Here is a 25,375-nt window from a genome sequence, read left to right as displayed (position 1 = left end):
GAGGGCAGCCAGAAGCCGGCGTGGCCGCACTGGCGGCCCGCGTCGGACCGGTAGTGTCTGGGCAGACGAGAGCCCCGGCGACTAGGGATCGCCGGGGCTCTCGTCGCGTCTCTGGCGACTGAGCGTCAGTCCACCGGGCGGGGGCCGGCCACCTTGGCGGCGGCACCGATCGCGCGGCCGACTGTCGAGTGCGGAAGCTCGACGAGCTTGCCGATGTGGTTGGCTGTGTGCCCCTGTGAGCGGGACTCGTATATGCGCGCGAGCATCTCGATCGGCTGGCGTGACAGCCCGCGATCAACCACCGCGCGCGCGTAGCTGAGCGCCTGCGCGCGAGTCAGTTCGCGATCGAACGGACTGCGATCGACCCCGGTCGCAGACGAAGTGTCCCGCGCGATCGGTGCGCGATCGGTCGCGCGCGCGAGCGCCCCGTCGACTGCCGCCTCGCGCGCGATCGGCGCGCGATCGCTGTGCGCGCGACTGAGGATGTCGCGCGCGAGCGGTCGCGTGGAATCACCACGAACGAGGGTCACCACCGCCGCGCGCGCGTGATCGGTGTCCTCGCGCGCGGACTCGCCCGCCTCATCGTCGGTGGGTTCGGGATCGGTGTCGTGATCGGCGATCGACTCGCGATCGGTTCCCAGCTCAGCAGGGCTGTGCGCGGCGATCAACGGGCGATCGACCACAGCGGTTTCCGCCGCGATCGGCTCTGTTTCAACCGCCACGCCGCCGCGCGCGGACTCATCGTCGCGCGCGATCGGTGCGCGATCGGTCGCGCGCGCGAGCGCCCCGACGACTGCCGCCTCTTCAGCGCTCGGAGCGGGGACACCGCCCTCGTCCGCTCGCGAGTGATCGATGTTTTCGCTCGCGATCGGGGCACGATCGGTGTCCTCGCGCGCGATCGGCCCAGCCTCATCCTGCGCGCGCACGATCGGGGTGCGCGCAGTGTGATCGGGGTCGGCGTCGCGCGTTGCGGCGAACTCGCTCTCGAACTCCCCCATGTCCGTGTGATCGATCGCCTGGGCGGTGTCGGTGGGGACTGGTGTGGTGTGCCGGGTGGTGGTGGCGCCGAGTTCATGGAGGGCGGCGAGGCGGTCGGCGATATCGTCGACCGCGGGTGCTTCGGCCGACGCGAGAGCGATAGCGCGGCCCAGTCGACGAGAGACCGCGTCGTGGCCAACCAGGGCCACACCGATCATGATCGGCGCGACTGAGTGGACACCGACGTTGTACCAATCGCCGGCGCGGAGATACGGATAGGTGTTCAGTCCGATCGATGCGGCCAGCAGCAGTGCCTCAGTCCAGCGAATGAGGTCCTCTCCCTCGGTGATCCCCCACCGCGCCACGGCGCTGCCGGAGACCATGAAGACGACCAGCACGGTGGAGATGAGCGCCTCGAGGGCGTAGCTCGCCCAGTACAGCGGTTCACCCGGTCCGCCGGGCGCGAGGTTGTGCTGCACGTTGACTGCGCTGAACAGCATGGCGGCGATCACGACGCCGGCCAACGCGCGCGTACACCACTTACGGATCGTGTACAGCTTGGCCAGCTGCGCGTGGGGGCTCCCTTCGCGGTGATGGTCGGCCAACGCGCGCCGGGCAAGTAGCAGGTCCCTCGCATCAGCGCGTACCAGCTCCGAAGTCGCCTTGCGCACATGCGCGGAGGTGGTCCTCATTACCTCGATCGCCGCTAGCTTCTCGGTGCGATCGTGTTCGCGGATACGCTCGGCCACCAATCGGTCTGCGGACAGTTCGTCCTCCGACAGTGCCGCCACAAGTGCTGGATTGCCTTGGTGCGCCAGTCGCGTCTCTGCGACCTGCACGCGATGAGTCAGCTCTCCAGTGGTCAGAGGATCGGTCGATTTGGGTGTCGGCTTGAGTCGGTCAAACATCGGCGAGGGTCCTCTCGAACGAAAGCGCCTGTCGTGAGCGGTAGTTGGGTCGGGGACAGAACCAGATCCGGGCTCGATGGGGGCAGAGGGATGTCATTTGGCTACTCCCCTGCGCCGGGATCCGCCAGCCGATTGCGCACAGCCTGTGAGAGAACAGGGTCTGTTGTCAGTTGGCGCACAAGGACTTCTGCGACGGACTGCCAGGTCACCCGAGGTACAGCAAGCTCTTTCGCCGAATCGGCGAGCCAACTTCGCAATTCGTGGTGCAGCTCGGCGGACAAGTCCGCAGTCACTCGGGGCATATTACCTCCCAAATAGTACTGATTTACTGTTATCAGTATATCAGTAAATCAGTACGAATCTCCAGTTCAGAGGGGTTGCACAGTGATCTGGGCGTCTGTCCTGGCGACAGCGGTGTTTCGTCGCGACGATCCGGTGGCTCGGCCGTATGCTGCGGGCGCTGTCCGAGTAGCCCGCCATGGCGGGTGAAGCCACGGGAGAAGATTTATGGCACTGGTGTATGTACTGCTCAACCAGAAAGGCGGGGTTGGCAAGAGCACGCTGGCGGTGAACCTCGCGGCGGTGACCGCGGAGGTTGCCGGCGATGGCGCCGATCCGGATGCCCCCTCCCCCGTCGCCGCGGTCTCCATCGATCCGCAGGGCTCAGCGGTCTGGTGGGGTTCTCGCGTCGACAATTTGCCGTTCCATGTGGTCCAAGCTCATTCGGACCTCGACCGGCTGCGGAAGTTGCGTGAGCTGAAGGGGATTGACCACGTTTTCGTCGATACGCCGGGGTGGCTGGATATGGCCGACGAGTCCGATGCGAAAGACCCTCTGGGCGTTGGACCTGCGGGGGACGCGCTGCGGGCCGTGCTGGAGTGTGCGGATGTTGTGATCGTGCCGATCACTCCAGAGCCACTGACCTTCGATCCGACAGCGCGGACGATCCGGAAGGTGATCGAGCCTCGAGGCTTGAAGTACAGGGTCGTGGTCAACGCCTGGGATCCACGCGACGGTGAGGCCGACCGTGACGAGACGCTCGAATTCATCCGGCGCAACGACTGGCCCGCAGCGCGAACAGTGATCCGCCGCTACAAACTGCACACACGAGCGTCCCTGAACGGGCAGGTCGTCACCGAATACCCCTCGAGTGGAACGTCTTTGCGAGCTCGCGAGGACTTCTACAAGCTGGCGCTCGAATTGCGGGTGGCGTGATGCCTCGCGGAGGAACGAGAAAGAACCTGGCCGACCTGTTCGACTCGGTCGGCGACAAGTCACCCGTCGACGGAGACCAGACAAGGCCCGAGCCGTCCACCGGGACACCAACGTCCGCTCCCCTCTCGGAGGTCGTGGCCAACCCGAGAAACCCGCGTCGCGATTTGGGCGACCTCAGCGATCTCGCGTCGATCGCCGAAATGCAGCTGCAGTCGGCACTGGTTGTCACCGCCGACGCGTACCTACGTTTGTACCCGGAGGACGCCGACCGGATCGGTACAGCCCGGTGGGTCGTCGTCAACGGCTGCCGACGCGAAGCTGCGGCCCGGCGCTACGGCCGGAGCGATCTTGAGATCGTAGTGAAGGACGAAGTTGCCAGGGATCGAATTACGTTCCTCACGGCGGCTATCGACGAGAACATCGGACGCCGCGACTTCGATGTCATCGAGGAGGCCGAGGCGGTCGAGCGGCTAGTTCAGGAGTGCGGAAACTCCGGCGTCGCGGCGGAACGGCTGAAGAAGTCGAAAGGTTGGGTTTCCCAACGCCGGGCGCTCCTGCAGCTGGCGCCAGAACTGCAGGAGGCACTCCGCGCCGGCGAACTCGCCGTGCGGGTCGCACGCAGCCTGGCCAAGGTCCCCAAAGAGGCTCAAGTGGCCAAGTGGCGCGCTGAGCTCGAACGGGAATCGACCAAGGAACCCACCGACGGGCAACCCCGGCCGGAACCGCAGCGCCTACCTGCCACCACACCACGAATCACCAAGGCGCTGAGTCGGTTTGAGCCGGAACCAAAAATCCTCGCGGAAGCCCTGCGCGAATATCTCGCCCCCGCTCAGCTGGAGCAACTCGTCGACGCTCTTCGGATCAGCTAGCTGTTTACCGCGGTAAACAGCGAAGGCGCATCGTTTACCGCGGTAAACGCAAGTCTGTGTCAGGCTGCGACGTCGAACAGAGTGAGGGGGCGCACGCCTGCCGACAGCTGCTCAGCTCGCTCTTGAGCAGCGCAGGTCGGGCCGATTGACGCTGCGACCGAGGCGGGTGCGTACAACCAACCGCCACAACGGCGACACTGCGCCATAAGGCGGACCACGGGGCGATCGGTGACGGCGACGGCCATGAACATCTCCTCATCGGCCGGATGGACGTGCTCCGCTCCGATGGTCGCACGGGGCACCGACACAGTCGGTGCTACCTCACCTGAGACTCAGATGGTGTACTGCGGCTACTCTCACGGCGTGATCGATGAGGTGGCGCAAGTTCTGATTGTTGCGGCCGAAGTCGCGATCCGGCCTCGGTTCGGCAGGCTGGCCGGGGGAGATGTTGCGGAGAAGGCGCCTGGCGATCTAGTCACCGTGGCCGATCGGGAGGCCGAGCAGCTGATCTCACGAGAACTGCGGAGAATTCTCGATATCCCAGTTGTCGGAGAAGAGTCTGTCGCAGATGATCCGCGCGGTCTGGCAGCCTTGGATGAAAACCTCTGCTGGATAGTCGATCCCGTCGATGGAACCTCGAACTTCGTGGCAGGCCGGCCAGAGTATGCGGTGATGGCGGCACTGCTTCGCACGGGCGAACCTGCCGTCGGGTGGATCGTCTTGCCTGAGGCTGGGCAACTCTATGTGGCCGAACGTGGATCCGGAGCTTTCCGAAACGGCACTCGGATCCCGCATCTCGCCCCTCCGATCCACATCGGGAGCCTGCGAGGGGCCGCCCCGACGAAGCGCCTGACCCAGCAAGAACGTGCAGAGCTCTCAGCCGCCGGCACCCGATTCGCGAACCTAGGACCGGGCGCGTTGAGTGCAGGGGTCAACTACACGCGACTCCTTAACGGCGAAACCGATTTTGTTCTGTACCAGCGATCGTTGCCCTGGGATCATGCGGCAGGCACTCTGCTGTTGGCGGAGGCTGGTGGCGTAACGGTTCGACCTGACGGGACGCCTTATCGACTCACCGACGGCAGAAACGGGCCGCTGCTGAATGCGGCGAACTCAAGATGCTGCCGAGCCGTACAAGCAGTACTGCCAGGAACTGGCCGAAATCACTAACGACAGCCTCCTCTCGCGGTTGTCGAGATCTCGATGCAACGCTGCACCAGCACGGACGCACACACCACACATGGTGCAGGTGACGCTCTTACGCGGCCGCTGAGGCTGGTGTACCTCCGTCCAGCCACCGGGGATCGCTCATGCCCCGATGAATCGTCAGCGGCGCAGCACGGAGAGTCGCCAGGTCGTTCGCCGCCGCGTTCCCGGCCAGCAGCCGATCTGCGGCGTTGCAGATGAGCTCGCGGCGCGCAAGCCAGGTGAACCAGGCTGAACGCTCAGAATGCTCCATCGCTCGCAACTGGCGCCGACGCGTCTCCTGACGCGAGGTTTGCTCGTCCGTCGTGAGCGACTGCCACCATCGCTTCTGAAAGTGCCTTGAGCGAAGAAGCTTCGCTACCGGATGAGAGGAGTCAGCCAGTCGCTCGCCTGGTCCAAGAGAAGCTAAAACGTCGCAGCGGGCGGCCCAAGCGGTGCGATCGCGTAGGTATTCACCGCGGAGGCGGGGGAGGTGGGCGCGGCCGGTGGGGGGCGGGGTGGTACACCTAGTGGGGGAAATAGGGGTATGAGCGGCAGATACGTATTCGATTGCTGCAGGCCCGATCCCGTACGCGCTGCAATCCGTTGACCCCCCCGCGTATGCGTGGAGCTCGACCAGGATCCCCGACTCCTTCGAGGTCGCGAGCGCTCGCTGGACGGTCTTACGGTCGCATCGAGCCCGTAGCGAGAGACTCCGGGTCGATATCGATCCGGACCGCGTCACCACCGCTCGTGCGAGTGCGCTCAGTACGGCGCGCACGCTGCGCAGTCGTTGTGGATGAAGTCCAGCCAGTCTCTCCGCGACCGCGGCCTCGAAACCTATTCGCACGGCTTCGATTTCAGCTAGGACCTCGGTGGGCAGATCGCTGGTTTCGTCAGTGTCGTCGAGTCGGTATCGCCGCGGCCTGTCTACCTGAGCCTCTGCCAGAGCGGGCTCCCACTTCGCGTTTCGCCACCAGTCATAGCCACGGGTAAGGCACTCTGCAGGGCACGCTTGCCGCACGAGATCCCAGGCGGCATCCTCGGTAAGACCACGTTCGGCGGCGACTGTCGTAACTGCTGAAAGCCAGACGTACCGACGCCACCAACGCTGTCCCTGCTCCCTGGCTTTACCGTTCAGTTCTGCAATCGTCGTCCATGCATCGGCAGTGCTATAGCCCGCCCGAGCCATTGCACACGACAGCCCCCACTCGACTGCAGACCGACTACCGTCGAGCGCCCCGGTAAAGGTGGGGCGGGGCACCCGCCGGCCCCCGTGGCACTTCTTCGGGCCGCGAGACTTCCGCATGATCGCGACTGCGTCCAGCGCGTTGGCTGGGGTTGCTGTGCATGCGATCACCGGCGCCGGAAGGCCGATGCGGTGCGGCGCGCTCAGTAGCCTCAGGTGCTGGCCAGTGCGGTCCTGCACCGTCGTGCCGTAGCGCTTAGACAGGCGACGGCACAACCTCGGCCACTGACGCACAGGGACTTTCGGATCAGTGACCACAGCGATCACGTGACGCCCTCCGGGACGGCCGCTCTCGCGTACCACATACGGGAGTCCGTGCTCGATGCACCATGCCACGAGCACCTCTGCACATGCATCACCGATTACAGGCTGAGAAGCGTCGATATCCGCGCCCAGGAGGCCATCAGCCAGCCGACCAGCGATTGAGGCGCATTCACCCGCGGCCAGGGCTGCATGGGCTTCCTGGCACGTGGTCACCCGCATCGGCGAGGTGTTGTCCGCGGCCAGCAGCACGTAGCGGCCGACGAACAGGGCTGCGTCCATCGCCGCGAGGTAGGACCGGTGACGAAAGCCCCGGCCAGAGTGGTTTGGCAGGCTGCAGTTCTGTAACAGGGCGTGTCGGGGCGCGCCCGATTGCGCGCGTGCGATACCCTGAGATCCGTCTCGCAAAGACTGAATCTCCTTTTGGAGAGCGGTGCCCCCGACGTACCAGGTCGGGGGTTTTCCGCGTTTATGGGGTTATGGGGTCCGGCTACGCGCCGGGGCACGATGAGGTCTAGGCGACGTCCTTCCGGTTCACATCGAAGTCAAGCGCTTCTTGGCCGTCTGTAGTTGTGTCTGGCGTCCTGGCCTCAAGCTCTCGCCGAAGGGCCCGTTCGAAAAACTCTCTTTTCGTGAGACCTCGCTCGTGCATGGCACGTTCGCACTCCTCCAGGAGGTCGATCGATAACCGCACGCCGCTGAGCTTGGACGGTGGCATGGTCACAGGTCTGGCCATGCCGTTAACGTTAATGAGCGATCTTGCCTCAGGTGCGATCGACACGCCGACAGATCCACACAGCTGGTGCGGAATTCGAGCTCAGGCCGGGAAAGCCGCTCGCAGTTGAGCGAGCAGGGCGGCCCGTCGTCCCTCGCGGTCAGGTAAGCGGTCGAGATCAGTTTGGGCTGTGTCCAAAACGGCCTGGAGTGCGTCGATTTCCTTGGGCGGCAGGGAGTTTGGCGAGGCCAGCAGGGGAGCCAGCGGGGTAGCAACAACGCCGCTAGCACCGGCCTCTATGGAGGCGCGTATGTGTCGAGAAGACCCATCCCAAACCTGGAATTTCGGTGTCGCAGTTCTGATTTCGGCGACCTCGCTCAAGCTGACCTTCGCGAGCTTGCCCCCGAGTGGTAGACACCCGGCGAGGGAGGCGCGTCGTGCGAGTTCGGCGGTGAACGTGGACCCGTACATCGGATGGCTGTATATCGTCGAGGCCCTGGGAAGTTCCGCTAGGAAGTCCAGCATGGAGGTGGGGGTTCCGGACGATCGGAGCACGGCCATAGGCGTCACCCGCCGATCAACGGCTGCCGCTATGTCTGCGGAGTTCCACGAGCACGCTAGAACCCGTCCGGGGCCCAATTCCTCGATCCAGATATCAAGGATTGCTGTGCGATCGGTCGGCGACAGTAGGTCACCTCTCGTAGTGGATCCGTTGACGAGGACGTAGTCAGTCCAGGTCTTTGCCGCAAGAGTGGCGTAGCGTCGCACAGCAGCGAGATCCGGCACTCCGGTTTCGCCAACGGGGGTGAGCACTGGAACGATCACGCGCCAGGAACCTTGTCGGTTGGCTATGTCGATACTCCGAGCCGCACTCGCCGCCGGCGTGACTGAGGTGTCGATGTTGAGGTCTGACCGAACCAACGGCGGTGTCCGGTCCCAGACTTGGAGCCGATCAGTCGTGTCCCCAGTGCCACGCGCGTCTATCCGGGTTCTCGCAACGTCACGAGGGCACCGCAGATCCACCGTCACCCAATTGATGGCTGGGGTAGCAGCCATAAGGATGTCAACTGCATCAGCCTGGCCGAGATGCACCACCGGTGTCAGACCGGCGACTAGGAGGCGTTCGATCTCCGGACGGTCGATGACGTACGTCGCACCATACTGACTGTTTGCGTAGATGATCTCCCCAGCAGACTCCAGCGCGGCAATGTCTGCCTCGGTACCGATGCGATACCCGGTAGTCCTTCCCGGACCGACTTTCAACCGTCGAAAAAGCGAATAGCGCGGGTCAAGCGCCGCCAAAGCCGTAGTCACCGTGTCTTTTCCGGCCGCTGGGGGGCCGTAGAGGATGATCCCTGAGGGTGGCGGTGTCGGGGTCATGCGGACTCCAGGGTGCGGAGCCACGCTGCGAGTTGTCCCTGCAGCGGCTCGTCCGTGGGGTCGTTATCGATGACTGTGTGGGGCCACTGCGGCGCAAAGTCGGCGTCGATACTCGCGACGTACTGGTCCCAGTGCCCGAGTTTCCAGCTGTCCCGCGCGGCTCCGCGCCGCTCGATATAGGACCGCATGGATGCAGGAGAAGCGCGAAGCCATAGAACCGACAGATCAGCGCCGAGACCGGCGAGAGTTGCATGCAGCCGCTCGAACCACGCAACCGAGGTGAACTCTCTCAAGTATGGGGCGGTTGCGATGACGCTGACGCCACACGAGATGTTCTCGAGCATCGTTGCTTCGAGGCATTGATATTCCGCCGGCCGGACGACCTCTATGTACGTGGCCGACTCCCGATCGGACACTGATGAGCCCATCTGAACCAACGCGGCATCGACCACGCCCCGCGTGATGGTGTCCTTGTCGATCATCGCCCAGCCCGTCTGACGAGCGAGAATCCGTCCCGCCTCCGTCTTCCCAGATCCTGCGTAGCCACCAACTAGAACCGCCCTCGGCCGTGTAACGACGCGGGCGGCCGATGCTTCGGGGCGTTCAGCAACCACACGACCGGAACGAGGACGACTGACCACCAGTCCTTCGTTCGTGAGCTCCTCCATCGCCTGGTTGACGGTGCCGACGCCCACATGCCACTGACTCGCGAGAGCGCGACTTGAGGGCAGTCGCTCGCCAGGCCTCAATCGTCCAGCTTCGATGTCGGATCGGAGTTCGCGCGCAATCTGCCGACGCCGGGCCTCACTGGTCGGTTCAGACAACGGAACTACTCCTCTTCTGGCCACATCTTGGTTGCCAGCTTGACGGTAGCAGTTGCAGTTCCGGCGCCGAGCATTGCGCGCATCTGGATATTTACTCGTCTTCACCCTCAAACCCTATCGACATCTGAACAGTTCAGTTGTACATTCTGAACCGGGAGTGAGCTACATCTCCCCGGAACGGATGCCGCAGAAACGCGCACTCCTTCCACTAACTGGACTGTTCAGATGATCACTATTCGGTGGGGTGTGAACCGATGAATATCCCAACTGTTTGGAACCGCTGGCGGAGTGCCGCGGCGCCCGCGATCCCCTCGGTGGAGGAAGCCGGCGGGCACATGACCAGCGACCAGACCTCCCATCACGCCGATTACGTCGGCTCGGACAGGTGGGTGGTCGATTTCCTCCCAGGGCGGCAGTTGACCCGAGAGCAGGCCCGCGACGCGATTCGTATTGCGGCCGCTCCGGACCGGATCGAGGTGGCCCAGTGGGCATCTCGGCTCGGTTTGACCGCGACCGAGGCTCGCGCCTTTTCGACGGCCGGGGTGGTGCAGTGATGGCCCGCGAGAATGACCGCCCGGTCGCGCTCGTCGTTTTCGCCGCGCCGAGCGTCGGCCCGGTCGCGCTGATCTTCTTCTCTGTGGTCGGCCTCGCGCTGATCGTGTTGCTGCTGGTCACCGCAGCTTTCCCAACTCCGCGGCACCACTACTACGACCGGCCGTGTGAGCCGTTCTGCGCCGTCACTCCTACCACTTCCGTTGTCGAAGGAGCACAGCGATGACCCGCGTATTTCCCGCTGCCACCGATCACCCGGTCGATTGGGCGCCGGTGGACTGCACCGAGGATCCGGATCTGTTTTTCAGCGAAAAGCACGCCGATATCCATGACGCACAACGAATTTGCCAGGCCTGCCCGCTGCTCGCTCGCTGCGCGCGTTTCGCGCTCGCTGCCCCGAAACGCGCCACCGATGGCGTGTTCGCGTCGGTGCTGATGCCCGCCTGCGACGCAGCACAGGTTGACCGCGAGAAAGCACTGGAGCAGCTGCGCCTGGTGGCTGCGAGCGGCGAACCCGCACCGCTGCACGACTTTTCGCATTTCAAGTTCGACGGCACCCGCGAGGAACTACAGCGCCAGGTCGTCGAACTGCGGGACGTGCAGGGCATGAGCTGGGCCGACATAGGGCGCGCCCTGAACTGCCACTACATCACTGCCCTCAACGTCTACCGAGCCGCTGAGGCCGCCCTATCCGAGGAAGTGGCCTGATGGATCGCACGGTGAAGGCGCCGGGCGCCGATCTCGACCAATGGAGAGAAGCCAAGGGCATTTTCGGGCTGATGGTCGGTGTCCCGACTCTGATCGAGACTGCCGGCGCAGCCACGTGGGTGGCCCCGATGTATGGCGGGCCGAAGCAGTCGGTGGAGTTCTCCAACCCGCTTTTGTTGGGTTGGGACTTGTTCGGCACGCATTCGCTGGCGTGGTCGGGTGAGGCGTGGGCCGGTCTGGCGACCGTGCTCGGCGGTGCGGCCGCGGGTGTGGCGGGATCGGTGCTGGCGGCGGGCTGGGTGTGCCGTCGCTGCAGCGATCTGCGCTCCGGCCACCGTGAGGCCCGGCGGGTGAAGAAGGCCAAGAAGGCTGCTGGTGTGGGGTATGCGCGGATCGCGCAGCAGGTCGAGCACGCGATCGATGCGCAGGCCCGGTACATGGCCCAGGGCGCTGAGCTGGCCGATCTGACCTATGAGGCGATGGTCGCCAAGGCCGCCCGCCTCGGGGTGCGCCGCGGTGAGAACGACGCCCCGGGTGTGTCGCTCGGGCAGGCGATTCTGGAACCGACGCCGCTGTATGCCAGCTATGAAGACCTGCATGTCGACCTGATGGGCCCGCGTGCTGGTAAGTCCAGCTCGCTGGTGATTCCGGCGGTGATGGAGGCGATCGGCCCGGTCATCGCGACCTCGAACAAGCGTGACGTCGTCGACGCGACCCGGTTGCACCGCAGCAGCTTGGGCACGGTGCGGGTGTTCGATCCGCAGGGCGTGGCCAAGGAGCCCTGCCGGTGGTACTGGGATCCGATCGGGTGGGTCGCCGGTACCGGTGTCGACGGTGGTGCGGACGCTCAGGAGCGGGCGGCCAAGCTCGCCGGCCATTTCGCCGCCGGTGGTGAGAACGAGCGGAAGGATTCGTTTTTCGATACCGAGGCCGAGGACATGCTGGCCGGGTTGTTTCTGGCCGCTGCGGTCTCGAAAAAGCCTGTGACGCAGGTGTTCACGTGGATCACCTCGCCGTTCGACGAGGAGCCGATCGACGTGCTGCGTGAGGCGGGCTACGACATGGTCGCCGCCGCGCTCAACGACCAGTACCAGGCCCCGGACCGCCAGCGTGCGGGCATCTTCTCCACCGCGAAGAAGATGGCCAACTGCCTCAAGTACTCCAAGATCCAGCCGTGGGTGTGCCCGCCGAAAGACGGTGAGGCAGACCGCGAACCCTTCGACGTGCAGGCCTTCGCCCGCTCCCGCGACACCCTGTACCCCCTGTCGCTGGAAGGTGCGGGCACCGCGGGCCCGCTGATCACCGCGCTGACCGCAGCGGTCGTGGAAGCGGCCGCGGCTGCCGGTAGCGCCGCCGGTGGGCGGCTGCCGGTTCCGATGCTCGTGTGCCTGGACGAGGCCGCCAACATCGTCCGCTGGGCTGACCTGCCGAAGCAGTACTCCCACTTCGGCTCTCGCGGAATCGTCGTGATGACGATCCTGCAGAGCTGGGCCCAGGGCGTGCGCTGCTGGGGCTCCGACGGCATGTCGGCGCTGTGGTCGGCCGCCAACATCCGCGTCCTCGGCCCCGGCCTGGCCGACGCCGGATTCCTGCGCGACATCTCCGACCTGATCGGCCAGCACTACGAGCAGGTGTCCTCGTTGTCGAATTCGCAGTCCAAGGACGGTCGTTCGACGTCGACGTCGTGGTCGCGCATCACCGAGCCGACCATGACCGCCAGCGATCTGGCCGCTATGCCGTCCGGGCGTGCGGTGCTGCTGTCGAGCGGCCGCCGCCCCGCGCTGATCCAGCTCGTGCCCTGGTGGGAGCGCCCCTACGCCGACGCGATCAAAGCCTCTCAGAACCGATTCGAACCGGCCCCGGCCGATGACACCACCCCTGACCAGGAAGGCGACAACGCATGACCACCACCAACGACACCAACGCATCCACGACCCCTGCTGCCGAAGAGGCCGCCGTCGCGGCGGCTGCCGCCGGAGTGGCTGCGGTGAACCCGCAGGCCCTGGGCGCGGCTCTCGACGAGGCGGTCCGCAAGGCCATCGCCGCCCAGATGGCCGGTCTCGCTAAGGACATCGCCAAGTCCGCCTTCGACGCGGCGCTGACCGATGAGGTCATCGCCGGTATGGAGGCCACCGCGCGGGAGGCCGCCGCCGAGGCGGTGGCCCCGCCGGCGGAGCCGGAGGAGGCCGAGGAAGGGCCCGAACCGGAACTGAAGTTCGACACGGTCGAGGAGTTCGTACGCGACTACGTGGCGCCCTGCTACGCGCGTGAGGTGTCCAAGGAAGGCCGTGAAGGCGAGATCCGCTGGTGCCCGGAGTGGCACGAGCACGCCGAGGCGGTGGCCCGCTTCAACGCCTTGTTCCGCGCCTTCGAGGAAGCACGGCAGGGCACCGGCGCGGAGATGTCGTCGTTCTGGCGCGATCACCTCGACCACCACATGGCCGAACTGCTCAGCCCGCAGGGAGCTTTCCAGTACTGCTCGGTGGCCAAGGGCCACCACGGATACCGCGGCAAGCTCAAGCCTCTGCCGCTGGAAGCTGCCGCGCAGGGCTCGTGGGAACAGCCGTTCGAGCAGCTGGAGTCCGGTCTCGTGGTCCTCACCGGCGCGGCCCAGCGACGCGGTGAAGTGGTGCTGGAGTTCCCGTGACCGGCGCACCGCAAGGATCGTGGGCCACGATCAACGCCGCCCTCGAACGCGAGATGGGTCCCGGGCGTCAGTCCGGCGAGTGGATCAAGTACTGCTGTCCGGTTCACGAGGCCGGCGGCGGCCGCCATAACCCTTCGCTGGCGGTGAAGTACGACGCGAACCAGCAGCGCACGAAGGTGAAGTGCTTCGCCGGATGCGATGACCGCGACGTCCTGGACAAGCTTCACCTGCAGGTCCGCGACTTGTTCGACAACCCGATCGAGCGGGCCCGGGGCCAGCGCCGGGCCGCGCCGCGGTTGGCACCGCGCAAGGTCACCCGCGCCGAGCGAGCGATCGACGCGGCCGGGCTGCCGCTGCGGAAGGCGAAAACCGATTACGGCCGCCAGCTTTCGGCGTGGAAGCCGGTCGCCAGCTACCCGTATGCCCGCGAAGACGGAACCGTCGCCGGTGAGGTCGTGCGCCGCGAGGCGCGATTCGAGCACGGCCGCGACAAGCAGTTCTTCCAGCGGCGGTGGACCGAGACCGGTTGGGACGACAGCGGTTTCGAACCGATCCCGTTCCAGCTGCCCCGGGTCCTGGCCGCGATCGAAGCCGGTGAGCCGATCTACATCTGCGAGGGCGAAAAAGACGTCCTGACCGCCGAGGCCGCCGGTCTGACCGCGACCACCAACGCCGGCGGCGCCCTGTCATGGACCGATGAGCACGCGAAATGGCTCACCGGCGCCGGGGAGGTCGTCATCGTCGCCGACCACGACGCCCCCGGCTACCGCCGCGCCGAGAAGGTGATGGACAGCCTGGCCGGGCGCGTGGGGTCGGTGCGGGTGCTGCGCGCGGCCACCGGAAAAGACCTCACCGACCACATCCAAGCAGGCCACGACCTCGACGAGCTCGAACCCGTCCCGTACCTGGACCCTCACATCGGCACCCCCGCGGCTGCGGCTGCGGCTGTGTCCGCAGAGCAGATCGCCGCGAACGCGGGCCGTGCTGCCACGCAACCGATCTCGGAACCCACCACCACACCTCAGGAGAGCGCCATGGGCGAACCCGTATTCACCAAGCAGGACGACACACTGCACCACGACGACACCGTCGACCACTTCGCCCAGCACTTCTCGCGGATCATGCAGCTGCTGATGCAGCAGATCATGACCTTCGCGCAGCAGTCGGCCGAACGCAATCGCCGCGCGGTGGAAGCGAAGATGGCCGACGACATCGCCGCGATCCGCGAGCACAACGAGCGACGCGCCGCCGAGCAGAAGGCCGTCGAGGCCCGGCTGGCAGGGATGCGCAAGCACGGCTGGGATCGCATGTCGCGCAGCGAGATCGTCGCCGCCATGCGTGATGCGGTGGTGTGGTCCGAGGACAGCGACGCCGCCAAGCGAGCGATGAACGAGCTGGCCGGCCACATCCGCGGCCGGTGGGGTGTCCACGTCGACACCGGCACCGGCCACGTCACCGTCGACGCCCCGGAGCTGGTGCAGCAGCTCACCGCCGCCGAACGTGACCGAGTGGCCGGGGAGCGGGTGCGCACCGCCCAGGACCGGATCGTGTCACTCATCAGCGCCGAGGAAGGCCTCGACGAGTCGGCCAAGGCCACTCTGATCGCCGAGGTCGACCAGTGGCGCAAGAACCCGACCGGCCACAGCCTCGATGCCCTGTCGAAGAAGGTCGCCGCTTCGAAGGTCTCCGACAAGACCCGCGCCCAGATCCGGTTCGTGGCCGTCTATCTCGGCACCCCCGACGGCGAGGAGATCCCCAGCGAGGAGCTGGGTGCCCGCGTCGCGATCTCGGCGACGACCGAGCTGCGGCGCATGGAAGAGCCGCTGGTTGACCTCGGTGAGGAGGCCAAGCCCCGCGTGGACCAGCTGCTGGTGCGGTATCAGGACCGGCTGCGCTACGGCCTGGACGTCACCGGCATCCGCGAGCAGCTGGGCCAGGCCGTCGCGGTGATGACCCCCGAAGACCAGCAGATCGCCCGCGACCGGGGCGTGGAGATCCGCAAGGACCCCGCTGGGCAGTACAAGCCACTGTGGCCCAACCACATCGACCGTGAAGCCCTGACCGAAAAGATCCGCATGTACGCGGCACTGGCCCCGGTGGTCGACATCCGCGCCGTCAAGGACGACGGTGTCGACGCCGAGTGGGCTGCCCAGCAGCGCGAACGGGCTACCACACTCCGCAAGGAGATCGAGCACGCCATCACCAAGGGCGAGGGCCTGATCGACCTGGAGCGTGACCAGCTGCGCGCGGTCCTCGCCGACGTCGAGGCCGGGAAAACCGAAGTCCCGGCACAGCTTTTCGCCGACGACCGCACCGCGGCCGCCGTCGACCGCGAACGCAGCGACACCATCGCCCGTGACGTCGCCGCCGATCACCACCGTCAACTCAACGAGCTGCTGGCTACGGCGGCCGCGCCCGGGGCAGCGCGTGAAGCGCGGGAGGAAGTCGCGAATCTTCGTGACACCCAGACCTCTTTGGCCGCCGGGCGTATCAGCCTCGGCGACTACGAGGAGACCAGCGTCGAGGCCAAGCTGCTGGGTCGGCTGTCGGCGGCCGGGGTGCCCGATCAGGTGTGCAACCGGGTCCGCAAACACCTCGACCGGGCCTCCACCGATGCCGCGATCACCGGCAAGCAGGCCAACCGGATCGCCGACAAGTGGACCGACCGCCGCGATCTGGTCGCCGCCGGCCGCGCCGCGACCGACAAGCCCGTGCCCTACGACAGCCCCGAACGGCGCAAGGCCACCGAGGCACACCTGCGGTCGAAAGGGGTGTCCGAGGACGGGGTCGCGGCGCGGATGGCCGCCGACGCCGGGCACGCCCACCCGCCGCAGGCCGCCGTCCGCAACACCGGCGCCCGCAAGGGCGCTCGCAGGACCGCACCCGGCCAGGGTGTGCGCCGCACCCACCACCGTGGGCGCGGCGACCAGCGTGGCTACGGCCGCTGACCCCAACCCCACAAGGAGAGGAAACACCAATGTCCACCACCGCCATCCAGGTCCGTGAGGTCATCGCCGCGACCGTCGACGACACCGACGTCGACCAGCTCGCCAACGCCATCCTCGACGCACCCGACATCGCCGAGCTCTACGGCCCGGCCGCCATGCTGCGCCTGGCCGCCCGCGCCCACCAGCTGCACGAACAGCTGCGTGAAGTCGCCGGAGAGTGGGCCACCCTGCAGCTCGACTACCGCCAGCTGCTGGCCGACCGAGCGTGAGGTTCCCGGCTCGTGACTACCGCTGACGTTCCCGCCACAGTCCCTGAACCCCAGGAATACCCGTGGCGTCTCGCGCCGGCGCACTTGAAGACCCGCCGTCAGCTCCGGGCGGCGGGTCTTCAGCCCAACCGGCAGCCCGTGGCCGCCCTGATGATCGGCCGCAGGCGCGGCCGCCGGTTGGTGGCGCACCTGTTTGACATCGGCAAAGCCGCCCCGAAGAAGCCCCCGACGCCCGCCCAGCTCGCCGCCGCTGCGAACGCGGTTCGCGAGCACCAGGCCCGCGCCGCTGAACGCCGCGGCATCGCTCGCGACGCACTCACCCGCACCGACAACCCAGGTCCGGGCTGGGACAGCACCCCGGAAACCACTCTCCAGGAGGGAAACACCATGTCCACCACCACGAACCACACCGCACAGCCGCAGCTCGGTGTGCCCACCGGCCACAGCCAGCGCATGATCCACTTGCTCGCTGTCGCCGGAGTCAACCAGGCCCGCCACGCGGTGAAAGAGCGCGATATCGAGGCTGCTGGGGCACGAAACGCCGGACCCGATGCCTACGCCGAGTTCGAGACCCGCTCCACCCGCGCCCGGGTCGCGGCCGAGGAGCGACTGGAAACCTCGGCCCCATGGGTGAACCGGTGGCGGCTCACGGCGTCGCTGGCCGACGCACTGACCTGGCGGTGGGAATCGGAGATCGCCGCCGAACACCTGACCGAACTCACCCGCGGCGTTGCCGAGCAGTGGGGTGTGCGCATCGACGCCGACGCCATGCAGGTCAGCGTCGATCCGCAATTCGACCCGATCCCGCAACAGACCCGCGACGAAGCCTCGGTGCTGTTCGCCCGCGAGTCGGCCGCCATCGACGCCGTGTCCAAGATACCGATGAACGAGAACACGAAAGCAGCTGTGGCACAGGCCGTCCTGAACTGGCGCGGCGAGGATATCGACACCGACCCCGCCGGGCACCTCGCCTCCGTCGCCGAACGCCGCGCCGGTCTGACCGCCGCCCTCGACACCGCCGGCGTCACCGGCGCCGACCGTGAACGGGTGGAATTCGTCGTCGACTACCTGGGCGGCGACACTTCGGCGGTGGATCTGCTGCGGTCCCCGGTGTATGTCGATCCGGGCGAGGAAGTCCGCGGCAGGGCCCAGGAAATGCTGAAAGGCTTGAGCGAGGGCACCTTCCAGCCTCAGCGCATCACCGAGGAGATCTCGGTGATGACCGCCGCCGACCAGCAGACCGTGCGTGACGCGTGGACCGCGTTCCGCAACGGTCAGCGCGACAATCTCGACGTCTGGCCCGGCTACGTCAACCGCGACGCCTTGACCGCGGATATCTACCGGTTCGTCATCGACGCCGACGACCTGTCCCAGGCCGCCGACTTCATCGTCGATGACGACATCTCCGGAAACTCCCCGGAGATGATCGGCGTCAGCGACGATATCGGCGCACAGATCGAGCGACTCGCCTACACCGGCGATCAGCTCCTGGCCCAGGCCACGAACGGCAAGGGACTGGCCGCGATCGAGAAAGCCCAGATCGCCGCCCTCGTCGACGACGTCGACACCGGCCGCATCCGCAACCTCACCGACCTGCCCGATCTCCTCCTGGTCGACGAACGCAGCAAGCGAGAACGTGACCAGGCCCGTATCGCCGTTCCGGCCCGCGAACTGGCCGACACGATGAAGACCCAGGTGACCGAGTTGCTCGAACCCACCGGCGTAACCGCCGACCACCGAGACATGAAAGCCCGCCACGCGATCCAGGCAGTGGACAACGTCGCCGACTCGGTGCGCGCCGTCGCCCGCGGGGCCACCACCTTCGGCATCGACCACGAACGCCGCGAATACGCCCAACGCCGCAACGAACTCGACAAAGCCCTGACCGCCGTCGGGGCCGACGAGCAGCTGCGCGGCCAAATCCGTCGCGCAGTCGACGCCGGCGCCCGCGAAGCAGGACACCTCGGCCGCGACGCTGCCGAACGAGACCAGCACTGGAACACCAAGTTCGAGCGAATCACGATGATGCGCGACGACGCCGCGCGCACGGCCGCAGCATCCCCGTCCAGGGCCTGCACCACGCGCCCGGACAAGTCGATCAACCAAGCTCGTGCTGCGGCACCGGCTCGGGTCGGTGGCCGCCGCAACCTGCGCGACGCAGGCGCGGAGCGGTGATCACGGTGATCGAGGAAGCCATCGTCATCCTCGCCCACCCCGATGATCCAGACGGCCCAGCCATCCACATCCACGCCGGTGAGGTCCTCTTCGACACCGACGGGGTGTTCCTCGGATGGGACCACGGCGACCGCTGGGAGGCATTGGAATTCGTCCCCGGCGTCGACGACATCGACGCCACGCTCGCCGCCCATGGCTATCGCCGCACCACGGCGTGGTCTGGTCCGGTCGTCACCCGACGGGGTCAGCGGTGGACCGCCGGCGGAGTCGGCCACATCGAACCCGTCTGATCGAACCAAGAATGCGAGTGAGCCCCGCCGGGCGGAATCCGGCGGGGCTCACTCGTATTCTGGGGCACGACGATTTGCGGCCGAGTCACAGGTACAGCACCAAGACAGCCATGACCATCAGGATCAGCGCCGCGGCCGGAACGAACACCAGCAGCCACCCGTGGCCAGGCCCGTCCTGACGTGCCCCGGGACCGGAGTCGTTGCGTTCCCGCATGTAGCTCGGCGTGCGACGCAGATCGAAATCGCCCTCCGCCACCATCTTCGACCACCGCCGAGCGGCCGCCTTATCGCCCGCGGAGATATACCGCCGCCGGATAGGGCGATCCCGTGACGGCCCCGGCCATGGGCACGTCGTCGTGTAGTGCGACGTGTATAGGCACCACGGATTCGTGCATACGTACCGCAGCACCGCCGCCCTCCCTTCCTCGACACTTGCTCAGGCGACCGAAGTATGCCCGCCGGCGCCGACAACCGCGCCCCCTTCGGGATCGGGTCTCTAACCGGTTTCGCATGCCTGATGAGGGCAGAGCGGTTCAGGATGGGTGTGTGACGCTCAACGAGACTTCGCCACCCAGCTCTGTTGTCGGCCCGATGCGATACGACCTGTGGCTCAAGGTTCCCGAAGACGAAAACGCGGACGACCCCGGTTTCACGGTCAACGCACTGGCCCTGCCACGCGAAGGCGAAGGGATCGTCTTCGAGTCGGAACTGGGGACTATATCGGTCAAGGTGGAAAAGATCGCCCACTGGTTCTACCCCGCTACAAACGAGGCGCCGCGACGAGCGATCTTCGTCGATGCTGTGGCCGACAAGTTCTGCTACAGCACTGTCAGGAAGCTGCGTGACGCTGCCCAGCTCGAACGGTGGATCGCTGACTTCCCCATGCTCGAACCCCTATCGCCCTGAACCGATCCACCTAGTCTGTGTGCCGTGGCGATAGACAACGATCGGATCACCGGACCGGGAAAATCGGATCACATCGAGTTCAGCGGCCGATCCCCGGCAGAGATGTTCCGCGTGGCGGCCGACTGGTTCGCAGCCAACGACGGTGAAGTCGGGCACGTCCTCGCCGTTGGCTTCCGCGAGCTCCCAGAATTTGACGGCCCCCAGACGCAGACCGTGTACACCCTCTCGATCGCCTACGACAGGTAAAGAGCCAGAGCCGCCATGCAGGCCGACGAGGCAGTCTGATCGCGTATCGGGCAGTGCCCCACAGTAGGGAAGGTAAAGCCCTGCTCAGAGAGGAATCACACAGGTTGTGTTAGGTGGTTGTTGTGTTACAGTCGATTGCATAGCCGCCCCTTCGCGGAGGGGTTGGAAGTGAGCCACAGGATTACTCGCCGGATGACGAGGCCTGTGGCTCGCGTCGTATCTGCACTAGATCTGGTGGATGTCGACCAGACCACCGAGTTGCTGCAGGTAGACCGGGTTTCCCACCCGCGCTTGCACAAGCGCACCGCACACTACGTCTGCCACCGACAGAACCGGTTCAATCCGTCCTTTCATGTGGTGCAACCGCATACCCGCGGGTGCGAGTTTGCGAGCGCGGAACTTCTGCAGGATGTCGAGATCGCTGGCGTCCATCGTGCCCCGCGACTCGAAGGTGACTTCCCCACAGGACATGTGCGTCAGCTGGGGAAACAGGTGTTCGAGGCACTTGCGGCGGCGCCGGCGTTCATTGGCGGCCGGATCGTTGTGCACGACGATGACGCTGCACACGGGCAACCCGAGCACCACCTCGACTAACTTCTGGCGCCGCTCGGGGCTGCTGCCGTGCCAGTGGACCTTCGTCTCAGTGGGAAGCAGCAGGTCGTGCATCGTCTTGCGGACTGCCTCGACGTCTTCTTCTTCGATGAGCGCGGCGGCGACGATATAGGTTCCGGGGTCACGGTCGGGCTGCGATCCGCTTTCGTCCCCCCATGCGGTCAGCACGCCGTCACAACTCCCTGCGACGTCCGGGCGACGAAGGCGGCCAGCTCACCGCCGCGAGCGGTCGTACAGGTGCAGCGATTCCGCTGCTGGCGGTTCTCCCCGTGGAGGGGAGCAGTTACGCTCATTCCGGCTCCGATGAATGTTTTCGTATTGCGTTGGTTCCAGTCGTCTTCCCCGGCTCGTACCCGGGGGAGACGACAACCCCGGGGGTTCCCGGGGTCGCAGTACAAGTAGAGCAACCTCCACCGACACGGTGGATACACTTAATATTTGGGCGTGTCGAGGGGATTGGGCAGAGACCAGCGTCGCGTGCTCGCGGCCCTCTATATCGGTGCGGCAGGCCCGTGGAAGCGCTGGCATATCCGGGCTGACGAGGATGAGCAGTGGTGGTTCTCGGTCGCCGAAATCGGTTTGCACAATGGAGATTTCGACCTCGGCGAGGGCGACGACACCAGCCTCGCCGAGCGCGAGAGCAAACGCAGTCGCCGCGCTTCCCTTCGGCGCGCGGTCGACGGGCTCACCCGACGGGAGTATGCCGAATCGGCGAAGTTCGTCGTCCAACTCGACCAGCTACAGCGGACATACCGGTCGACCTACACCCCTGTGCGGCCGGCCGTCATGGCAAGAATCACACCTGACGGAGCCAACTACGTCGAACAGAACCGGCTCGGCCTGGTCCACGAGCTGAACGACGCACTGCTGCAGCGCGTCCTAGCAAAAGCCGGGTACACCGATGTGCTCAGGATCGAAGTGCCCGTCCGCAAACGCGCCCGCCGCCAACGGCGATCGCGACCCTCACCGCAGAGGAGCGCGCCACTGCCGCTGGCTGCTGAGGGCACCTCCGCGGCGCGAGTGGCAACGCAATTCAGCAGGGACCAAGTCGTCGCGATGCTGCTAGGCGAAGGGCATCCACAGGACATGGTGCTCACCCATCTACGGGCGTGGCATCGCGAGCAGCAGCGAGAGTCGCGACAGAATTTCGGCGAACCAGGGCCTCCCCTCCGGGAGTATCTGTTCGACACAAGCCAGATCGCTGAACTGCGCTCCAGCCTTGTCGGTGTCAGGCGCGACAATCGGTGAAAACCGAAGGGGGCGAGCGGCTGTGGTACACGATGAACAGAGCATCTCCGACGACGCTGTCGAGGACCCGTACGCGAAGCACCTGCGGCCGCGGCCGCGGCACCCGCTTCTGCGGAGACTGAATCCGCGCCGGGCGTGGCAGCGGCACAAGACGTTACGCAGGATCAGGTTCGAGTTCTTCGGACCGGAAATTGCCGAAGGCCGTGCCATCGACAAACGCACGATCACGTTCTTTCATCGTGACCAGGCGGGGTGGCCGGTCGGGAAGGTCAGCTATCTGATCTGTCACCAATGCCAGCGCGGGTTCATCGGCAACATCGATGTGCAGACCAACCACCAGGGCCAAGGCATCGCCTCCCACGCGTTGGCCCACATTCGCAGGCAGGTGCCTGGTTATACGTGGCGGACCAGCCTGCACCTACCCGGCGCGAAAAGCTTCTGGCTGCTGATCGCGGACCGCACCGGCGAGGACTACACCGACACCGAAACCGACCGCGTCTGTGAACACATGGCGGCGTACTGGCGCGGAGGCGCCACGTTCCACAACTCCCACTCTCGCAGATCCGGCGCCAATCGCTGGATGTACCGGGGCCCCACGACTGCCCCGGAGGGTGGAAGCGCTGCGCGCGGCGAAGATCTCCCCTAGTTCCGACCCACACACCGCAGTCGATCAAGTCCTACGCGAACTTCAGGCGTAGCGGGCCACCGGGTCCTTGAGCGCGGCCGCGATCAAGCGTCGGTCGTAGTTGTAGAGGTGGGCAAGGCCGAGGCGGTTGATGAGGGTGTCAACCGTGTCGGCACTCCACTGGATCTGGTGGCCGCGCAGCCGGTGCAGGTAGTAGCGGAACACGTCGAAGTCCTCGACGACGATGTCGGTCTTCTCCGGATGCGCCGCGGCCTCCAGCGACGGAACGTCTTGCCCCGGTAGCAGCATCACCAGCACAAGCCCGTAGACGAACCGGTTGCGGCGGGTGATCTGGCCGGCCCAGTTCTTCATCGCCAGCGTATTGGAGCGGACCTGGGTGATCGGATTGTGGTCGACGCTGTTGCCGTAGATATCGGCGACCTGGCCATCGCTCATCAGCCACGGCCCGTTCGGCGGAACGACCAAGGTGCCGTCCTGGCGGCGACGAAATCCCTTGACCTCCACCACGATGCAGCGCTGCTGCGTCCAGATCAACGCATCAATCTGGCGAGTGCGGCCACGATAAGGGACATCGACGTTGAGCAGCACCACGCCCGCCTGCGCCGGACTCCACTGCACCCACTCAGCGAACCGCTGCTCGGCCGGCGACAACTCCGTCTGCTCGTTGATCAGCAACAGCACAACGACCCCCTCCGTTAGCGTTACGCCGACCTGTCAACGATAGCGAAAACCCTCCTGCCGCAACGGACTACGAACGCGGGAGGGGGTTCACGAGAGGAGCGTCAGCAGCTTTTCTGCAGCGGGTAAGCAGGGGTAGCTGTTGTGTGACCACCTCGTCGTGGCTGATAGGCGCGTGCTTCCATGGATGGCCGCGGTCCTGGGCGCTCGGTTCAAGCGGAGACTGCGGGCCGGTCGGCTGTAGCTGGCTGGTCACCGCCGGGATTCAGGATGTAAACACCGTCGCCCTGCCGTATTGACCGCGCACGGATTTCCTCGGTTTTACGTCCCCACTGGGTGTCGACAGACCATGTCACGTCGGCCATCATGTCCATTTTCGGCAGGACGGCGCCGCGCAGGTCTGCGGCAACCAGATCCGTGTCGGACAGGTCCGCGCCGGACAGATCTGCGCTGCGCAGGCTCGCCTGGTGCAGGCTCGCACTGCGCAGGTATGCACCGCATAGGTTCGCGCCACTGACGTCCGCAATGGAGAGATCCGCGCCACTCAGATCCGCGACAAGCAGGCTCGTGCGAACCAGGCGCGCTCCGTGCAGGTTCACTCCGTGTAGATCCGCGCCGTCCAGGTTCACGCTGCTCAAGTCCGCGAAGGACAGATCCCCGCCGCTCAGGCTTACCCTGGCTGTCTGCGAATCCCTCAGTTTCGCCATGTGCAGCTTCACGCCAACCATGTTGGCGTAGGTCAGGATCGCGCCACTCAGGTCCGCGTAGGTCAGATCCGCACCCCGCAGGTTCGCTTCGTAGAGGACCGCGCGACGCAGATTTGCGCCGCGTAGTTTGGCGTGGACCAGCTTGGCGCCGGTCAAATCTGCACTGCTCAAATCCGCACCGTTGATCTGTACACCGGTTAGGTCCACGCCGGCCAGATCTGCGCCGCTGAGGTCTGTATCGAACAACGGCACGCGGAGAGTCTTCGCAGCAAAAAGCAAGCTGCGCTGCGCTTTCACTCTCCAGGTTTGCTTCGTCCCGTTGGTGGAGTCCGAATCTGCGGAGTCGGCGAGGTTGGCGGCCGGTTTCGTGGCGCCGTACCCTCGGTACTCGTCGGGATGCCCCGCCGAAAATGCTGGTGTCGTCCCAGCCAGTGCCGCCAGGAATCGATGAGCACTGCTTCGCTGTTCCTCGCTTGCAGGCATGGTGAACGCTGGTGTCGTTCCAGCCAGTGCCGCCAGCAGTCGGCGGCTGAATGGCCAACTGCTGCTCATAATTTCGACTCCTGGTTGATACGGTCTTCGCCCTCGTGACCGTCCTCGGGGTCTTTCTCCCCAGGGACAAGCGATTCCACGTACTGGCCTATCTTCTTCACAACAACCGGGGTAGCCGTGCCGATCCCGAAGGCTAGACCGTTCGCAGCGACATTCGCGGCGATCAGTCCGGAACCGAGAACCCCTGCAGCGGTAGCCGCTCCGATCCCCAACTGCACCACAATCGAGGCGGCATAAGGGCCACCGCCCGGTCCGCGCGGCGCAACCCAGGGCCACCCCTTCACTCGCTTGGACGCTTCGAGGAACACCACTCCGCAGTTGACGGCTGCACCAATGCACCCCCATACGGCATACAGCCACATACCCCAACGATAAGCCGCCAGCGCCGGATCTGTTGTGGAAGGCGTGGACATGTCCTTCAGTGGAGCAGTGTCGAGAATCGATTCGTTGGTGCCTCCCGCGTAGAGCGTGGGTCTCCTGGATAGTCCGTGCTCCATCGCGGTGGTCAGGGGCCGCCGAATCGTCTTGCGGTCCAGCAACATGTTGCCAGATCGAAGGGCCAGGGCTGGTGGGTCAGCCCCTCTTACATAAGTCGTATATGACCTAT

Annotated in this window: 25 protein-coding genes; 16 read left to right on the top strand and 9 right to left on the bottom strand. The window is 65.8% G+C overall.

The features are described from left to right. Positions 1 to 125: 125 nt before the first annotated feature. Complete coding sequence (locus NN2_RS38080; protein WP_174555012.1) at positions 126 to 1,886, bottom strand: hypothetical protein; 1,761 nt, start codon at positions 1,884 to 1,886, stop codon at positions 126 to 128. Between the two features lie 507 nt (positions 1,887 to 2,393). Between NN2_RS38080 and NN2_RS24980 the strand changes: the two genes are divergently transcribed. Beyond that, positions 2,394 to 3,101 carry a nucleotide-binding protein gene (locus tag NN2_RS24980; protein ID WP_063016385.1) on the top strand — a complete coding sequence of 236 codons (708 nt, stop codon included), beginning with the start codon at positions 2,394 to 2,396 and terminating at the stop codon, positions 3,099 to 3,101. Continuing rightward, entirely contained in the window at positions 3,101 to 3,970 is an 870-nt protein-coding gene (locus NN2_RS24975; protein ID WP_063016383.1) for a ParB/RepB/Spo0J family partition protein, read from the top strand. The genes NN2_RS24980 and NN2_RS24975 overlap by 1 nt, the downstream gene beginning before the upstream one ends. 59 nt (positions 3,971 to 4,029) lie before the next feature. On the opposite strand, the gene NN2_RS38715 is transcribed toward NN2_RS24975, so the two are convergent. Beyond that, the gene (locus tag NN2_RS38715) at positions 4,030 to 4,176 is read right to left on the bottom strand and encodes a DUF6011 domain-containing protein (RefSeq protein ID WP_245658844.1); all 147 of its coding nucleotides are present in this window, start codon (positions 4,174 to 4,176) and stop codon (positions 4,030 to 4,032) included. Positions 4,177 to 4,333: 157 nt separating this feature from the next. Here NN2_RS38715 and NN2_RS36560 point away from each other — a divergent pair, with 157 nt between their 5' ends. Further along, positions 4,334 to 5,140 (top strand): inositol monophosphatase family protein, encoded by an 807-nt coding sequence (locus NN2_RS36560; protein WP_218022059.1) that lies wholly within the window; start codon positions 4,334 to 4,336, stop codon positions 5,138 to 5,140. A 2,342-nt stretch (positions 5,141 to 7,482) separates the two neighbouring features. Here the strand turns inward: NN2_RS36560 and NN2_RS38075 are convergent. Both NN2_RS38075 and NN2_RS24950 read right to left on the bottom strand, forming a co-directional pair. After that, positions 7,483 to 8,760: a hypothetical protein gene (locus NN2_RS38075; protein WP_174555011.1), complete on the bottom strand. Its 1,278-nt coding sequence runs from the start codon at positions 8,758 to 8,760 to the stop codon at positions 7,483 to 7,485. Further along, positions 8,757 to 9,608, bottom strand: coding sequence for a P-loop nucleotide/nucleoside kinase family protein (locus NN2_RS24950; RefSeq protein ID WP_369689971.1), 852 nt, complete (start codon positions 9,606 to 9,608; stop codon positions 8,757 to 8,759). The genes NN2_RS38075 and NN2_RS24950 overlap by 4 nt, the downstream gene beginning before the upstream one ends. A 311-nt stretch (positions 9,609 to 9,919) precedes the next feature. Between NN2_RS24950 and NN2_RS24945 the strand changes: the two genes are divergently transcribed. From NN2_RS24945 to NN2_RS24905, 9 genes are read left to right on the top strand one after another with little or no spacing between them, the layout of a single operon-like run. Beyond that, entirely contained in the window at positions 9,920 to 10,138 is a 219-nt protein-coding gene (locus NN2_RS24945; protein ID WP_245658842.1) for a hypothetical protein, read from the top strand. Then, positions 10,138 to 10,362: a hypothetical protein gene (locus NN2_RS24940; protein WP_063016373.1), complete on the top strand. Its 225-nt coding sequence runs from the start codon at positions 10,138 to 10,140 to the stop codon at positions 10,360 to 10,362. The genes NN2_RS24945 and NN2_RS24940 overlap by 1 nt, the downstream gene beginning before the upstream one ends. Beyond that, complete coding sequence (locus tag NN2_RS24935; RefSeq protein ID WP_063016371.1) at positions 10,359 to 10,844, top strand: WhiB family transcriptional regulator; 486 nt, start codon at positions 10,359 to 10,361, stop codon at positions 10,842 to 10,844. The genes NN2_RS24940 and NN2_RS24935 overlap by 4 nt, the downstream gene beginning before the upstream one ends. Further along, complete coding sequence (locus tag NN2_RS24930; protein ID WP_063016369.1) at positions 10,844 to 12,748, top strand: type IV secretory system conjugative DNA transfer family protein; 1,905 nt, start codon at positions 10,844 to 10,846, stop codon at positions 12,746 to 12,748. Before NN2_RS24935 ends, NN2_RS24930 begins: the two co-directional genes overlap by 1 nt. Next, the gene (locus tag NN2_RS24925; protein ID WP_063016367.1) at positions 12,745 to 13,491 is read left to right on the top strand and encodes a DUF4913 domain-containing protein; all 747 of its coding nucleotides are present in this window, start codon (positions 12,745 to 12,747) and stop codon (positions 13,489 to 13,491) included. The genes NN2_RS24930 and NN2_RS24925 overlap by 4 nt, the downstream gene beginning before the upstream one ends. Next, positions 13,488 to 16,439 (top strand): toprim domain-containing protein, encoded by a 2,952-nt coding sequence (locus NN2_RS24920; protein ID WP_063016365.1) that lies wholly within the window; start codon positions 13,488 to 13,490, stop codon positions 16,437 to 16,439. The genes NN2_RS24925 and NN2_RS24920 overlap by 4 nt, the downstream gene beginning before the upstream one ends. Positions 16,440 to 16,468: 29 nt before the next feature. After that, positions 16,469 to 16,708, top strand: coding sequence for a hypothetical protein (locus NN2_RS24915; RefSeq protein WP_063016364.1), 240 nt, complete (start codon positions 16,469 to 16,471; stop codon positions 16,706 to 16,708). Positions 16,709 to 16,720: 12 nt separating this feature from the next. Then, the gene (locus NN2_RS24910; RefSeq protein ID WP_156511459.1) at positions 16,721 to 18,883 is read left to right on the top strand and encodes a hypothetical protein; all 2,163 of its coding nucleotides are present in this window, start codon (positions 16,721 to 16,723) and stop codon (positions 18,881 to 18,883) included. Then, on the top strand, positions 18,880 to 19,173 hold the full coding sequence (locus NN2_RS24905) for a hypothetical protein (RefSeq protein ID WP_063016359.1): 294 nt from the start codon (positions 18,880 to 18,882) through the stop codon (positions 19,171 to 19,173). Before NN2_RS24910 ends, NN2_RS24905 begins: the two co-directional genes overlap by 4 nt. Before the next feature lie 85 nt (positions 19,174 to 19,258). Here NN2_RS24905 and NN2_RS37410 read toward each other — a convergent pair whose 3' ends face one another. Next, the gene (locus tag NN2_RS37410; RefSeq protein WP_156511458.1) at positions 19,259 to 19,432 is read right to left on the bottom strand and encodes a hypothetical protein; all 174 of its coding nucleotides are present in this window, start codon (positions 19,430 to 19,432) and stop codon (positions 19,259 to 19,261) included. A 287-nt stretch (positions 19,433 to 19,719) separates the two neighbouring features. Here NN2_RS37410 and NN2_RS24900 point away from each other — a divergent pair, with 287 nt between their 5' ends. Together NN2_RS24900 and NN2_RS24895 are read left to right on the top strand one after the other, a co-directional pair. Beyond that, a complete protein-coding gene (locus NN2_RS24900; protein ID WP_156511457.1) occupies positions 19,720 to 20,079 on the top strand; it encodes a hypothetical protein in 360 nt (119 codons plus the stop codon). Positions 20,080 to 20,103: 24 nt separating this feature from the next. Then, a complete protein-coding gene (locus NN2_RS24895; protein WP_063016355.1) occupies positions 20,104 to 20,325 on the top strand; it encodes a hypothetical protein in 222 nt (73 codons plus the stop codon). Between the two features lie 225 nt (positions 20,326 to 20,550). Here NN2_RS24895 and NN2_RS24890 read toward each other — a convergent pair whose 3' ends face one another. Further along, the gene (locus tag NN2_RS24890; protein WP_063016353.1) at positions 20,551 to 21,105 is read right to left on the bottom strand and encodes a hypothetical protein; all 555 of its coding nucleotides are present in this window, start codon (positions 21,103 to 21,105) and stop codon (positions 20,551 to 20,553) included. 276 nt (positions 21,106 to 21,381) lie between these two features. Here NN2_RS24890 and NN2_RS24885 point away from each other — a divergent pair, with 276 nt between their 5' ends. Together NN2_RS24885 and NN2_RS24880 are read left to right on the top strand one after the other, a co-directional pair. Next, positions 21,382 to 22,185, top strand: a complete 804-nt coding sequence (locus NN2_RS24885; RefSeq protein WP_156511456.1) for a hypothetical protein — start codon at positions 21,382 to 21,384, stop codon at positions 22,183 to 22,185. Continuing rightward, a complete protein-coding gene (locus tag NN2_RS24880; protein WP_156511455.1) occupies positions 22,163 to 22,831 on the top strand; it encodes a GNAT family N-acetyltransferase in 669 nt (222 codons plus the stop codon). Before NN2_RS24885 ends, NN2_RS24880 begins: the two co-directional genes overlap by 23 nt. 42 nt (positions 22,832 to 22,873) lie before the next feature. On the opposite strand, the gene NN2_RS24875 is transcribed toward NN2_RS24880, so the two are convergent. The 3 genes from NN2_RS24875 to NN2_RS38240 form a co-directional block, all read right to left on the bottom strand. Continuing rightward, positions 22,874 to 23,512 (bottom strand): nuclease-related domain-containing protein, encoded by a 639-nt coding sequence (locus NN2_RS24875; RefSeq protein WP_063016347.1) that lies wholly within the window; start codon positions 23,510 to 23,512, stop codon positions 22,874 to 22,876. A 209-nt stretch (positions 23,513 to 23,721) separates the two neighbouring features. Further along, on the bottom strand, positions 23,722 to 24,768 hold the full coding sequence (locus NN2_RS36550) for a pentapeptide repeat-containing protein (RefSeq protein WP_218022057.1): 1,047 nt from the start codon (positions 24,766 to 24,768) through the stop codon (positions 23,722 to 23,724). Beyond that, the gene (locus NN2_RS38240) at positions 24,765 to 25,310 is read right to left on the bottom strand and encodes a hypothetical protein (RefSeq protein WP_063016343.1); all 546 of its coding nucleotides are present in this window, start codon (positions 25,308 to 25,310) and stop codon (positions 24,765 to 24,767) included. The genes NN2_RS36550 and NN2_RS38240 overlap by 4 nt, the downstream gene beginning before the upstream one ends. Between the last annotated feature and the right edge of the window lie 65 nt (positions 25,311 to 25,375).

Source organism: Nocardia nova NBRC 15556 (assembly GCF_001613005.1).
GTDB classification, from domain to species: domain Bacteria; phylum Actinomycetota; class Actinomycetes; order Mycobacteriales; family Mycobacteriaceae; genus Nocardia; species Nocardia nova.
This window is presented reverse-complemented; position numbering and strand designations above follow the sequence as displayed.

Excerpts from the sequence above, each read along its gene's own strand:
- NN2_RS38080 (WP_174555012.1), bottom strand. The coding sequence starts at position 1,886 with ATGTTTGACCGACTCAAGCCGACACCCAAATCGACCGATCCTCTGACC.
- NN2_RS24980 (WP_063016385.1), top strand. The coding sequence starts at position 2,394 with ATGGCACTGGTGTATGTACTGCTCAACCAGAAAGGCGGGGTTGGCAAG.
- NN2_RS24975 (WP_063016383.1), top strand. The coding sequence starts at position 3,101 with ATGCCTCGCGGAGGAACGAGAAAGAACCTGGCCGACCTGTTCGACTCG.
- NN2_RS38715 (WP_245658844.1), bottom strand. The coding sequence starts at position 4,176 with ATGGCGCAGTGTCGCCGTTGTGGCGGTTGGTTGTACGCACCCGCCTCG.
- NN2_RS38075 (WP_174555011.1), bottom strand. The coding sequence starts at position 8,760 with ATGACCCCGACACCGCCACCCTCAGGGATCATCCTCTACGGCCCCCCA.
- NN2_RS24945 (WP_245658842.1), top strand. The coding sequence starts at position 9,920 with ATGACCAGCGACCAGACCTCCCATCACGCCGATTACGTCGGCTCGGAC.
- NN2_RS24940 (WP_063016373.1), top strand. The coding sequence starts at position 10,138 with ATGGCCCGCGAGAATGACCGCCCGGTCGCGCTCGTCGTTTTCGCCGCG.
- NN2_RS24935 (WP_063016371.1), top strand. The coding sequence starts at position 10,359 with ATGACCCGCGTATTTCCCGCTGCCACCGATCACCCGGTCGATTGGGCG.
- NN2_RS24930 (WP_063016369.1), top strand. The coding sequence starts at position 10,844 with ATGGATCGCACGGTGAAGGCGCCGGGCGCCGATCTCGACCAATGGAGA.
- NN2_RS24925 (WP_063016367.1), top strand. The coding sequence starts at position 12,745 with ATGACCACCACCAACGACACCAACGCATCCACGACCCCTGCTGCCGAA.
- NN2_RS24915 (WP_063016364.1), top strand. The coding sequence starts at position 16,469 with ATGTCCACCACCGCCATCCAGGTCCGTGAGGTCATCGCCGCGACCGTC.
- NN2_RS37410 (WP_156511458.1), bottom strand. The coding sequence starts at position 19,432 with ATGGTGGCGGAGGGCGATTTCGATCTGCGTCGCACGCCGAGCTACATG.
- NN2_RS36550 (WP_218022057.1), bottom strand. The coding sequence starts at position 24,768 with ATGAGCAGCAGTTGGCCATTCAGCCGCCGACTGCTGGCGGCACTGGCT.
- NN2_RS38240 (WP_063016343.1), bottom strand. The coding sequence starts at position 25,310 with ATGTTGCTGGACCGCAAGACGATTCGGCGGCCCCTGACCACCGCGATG.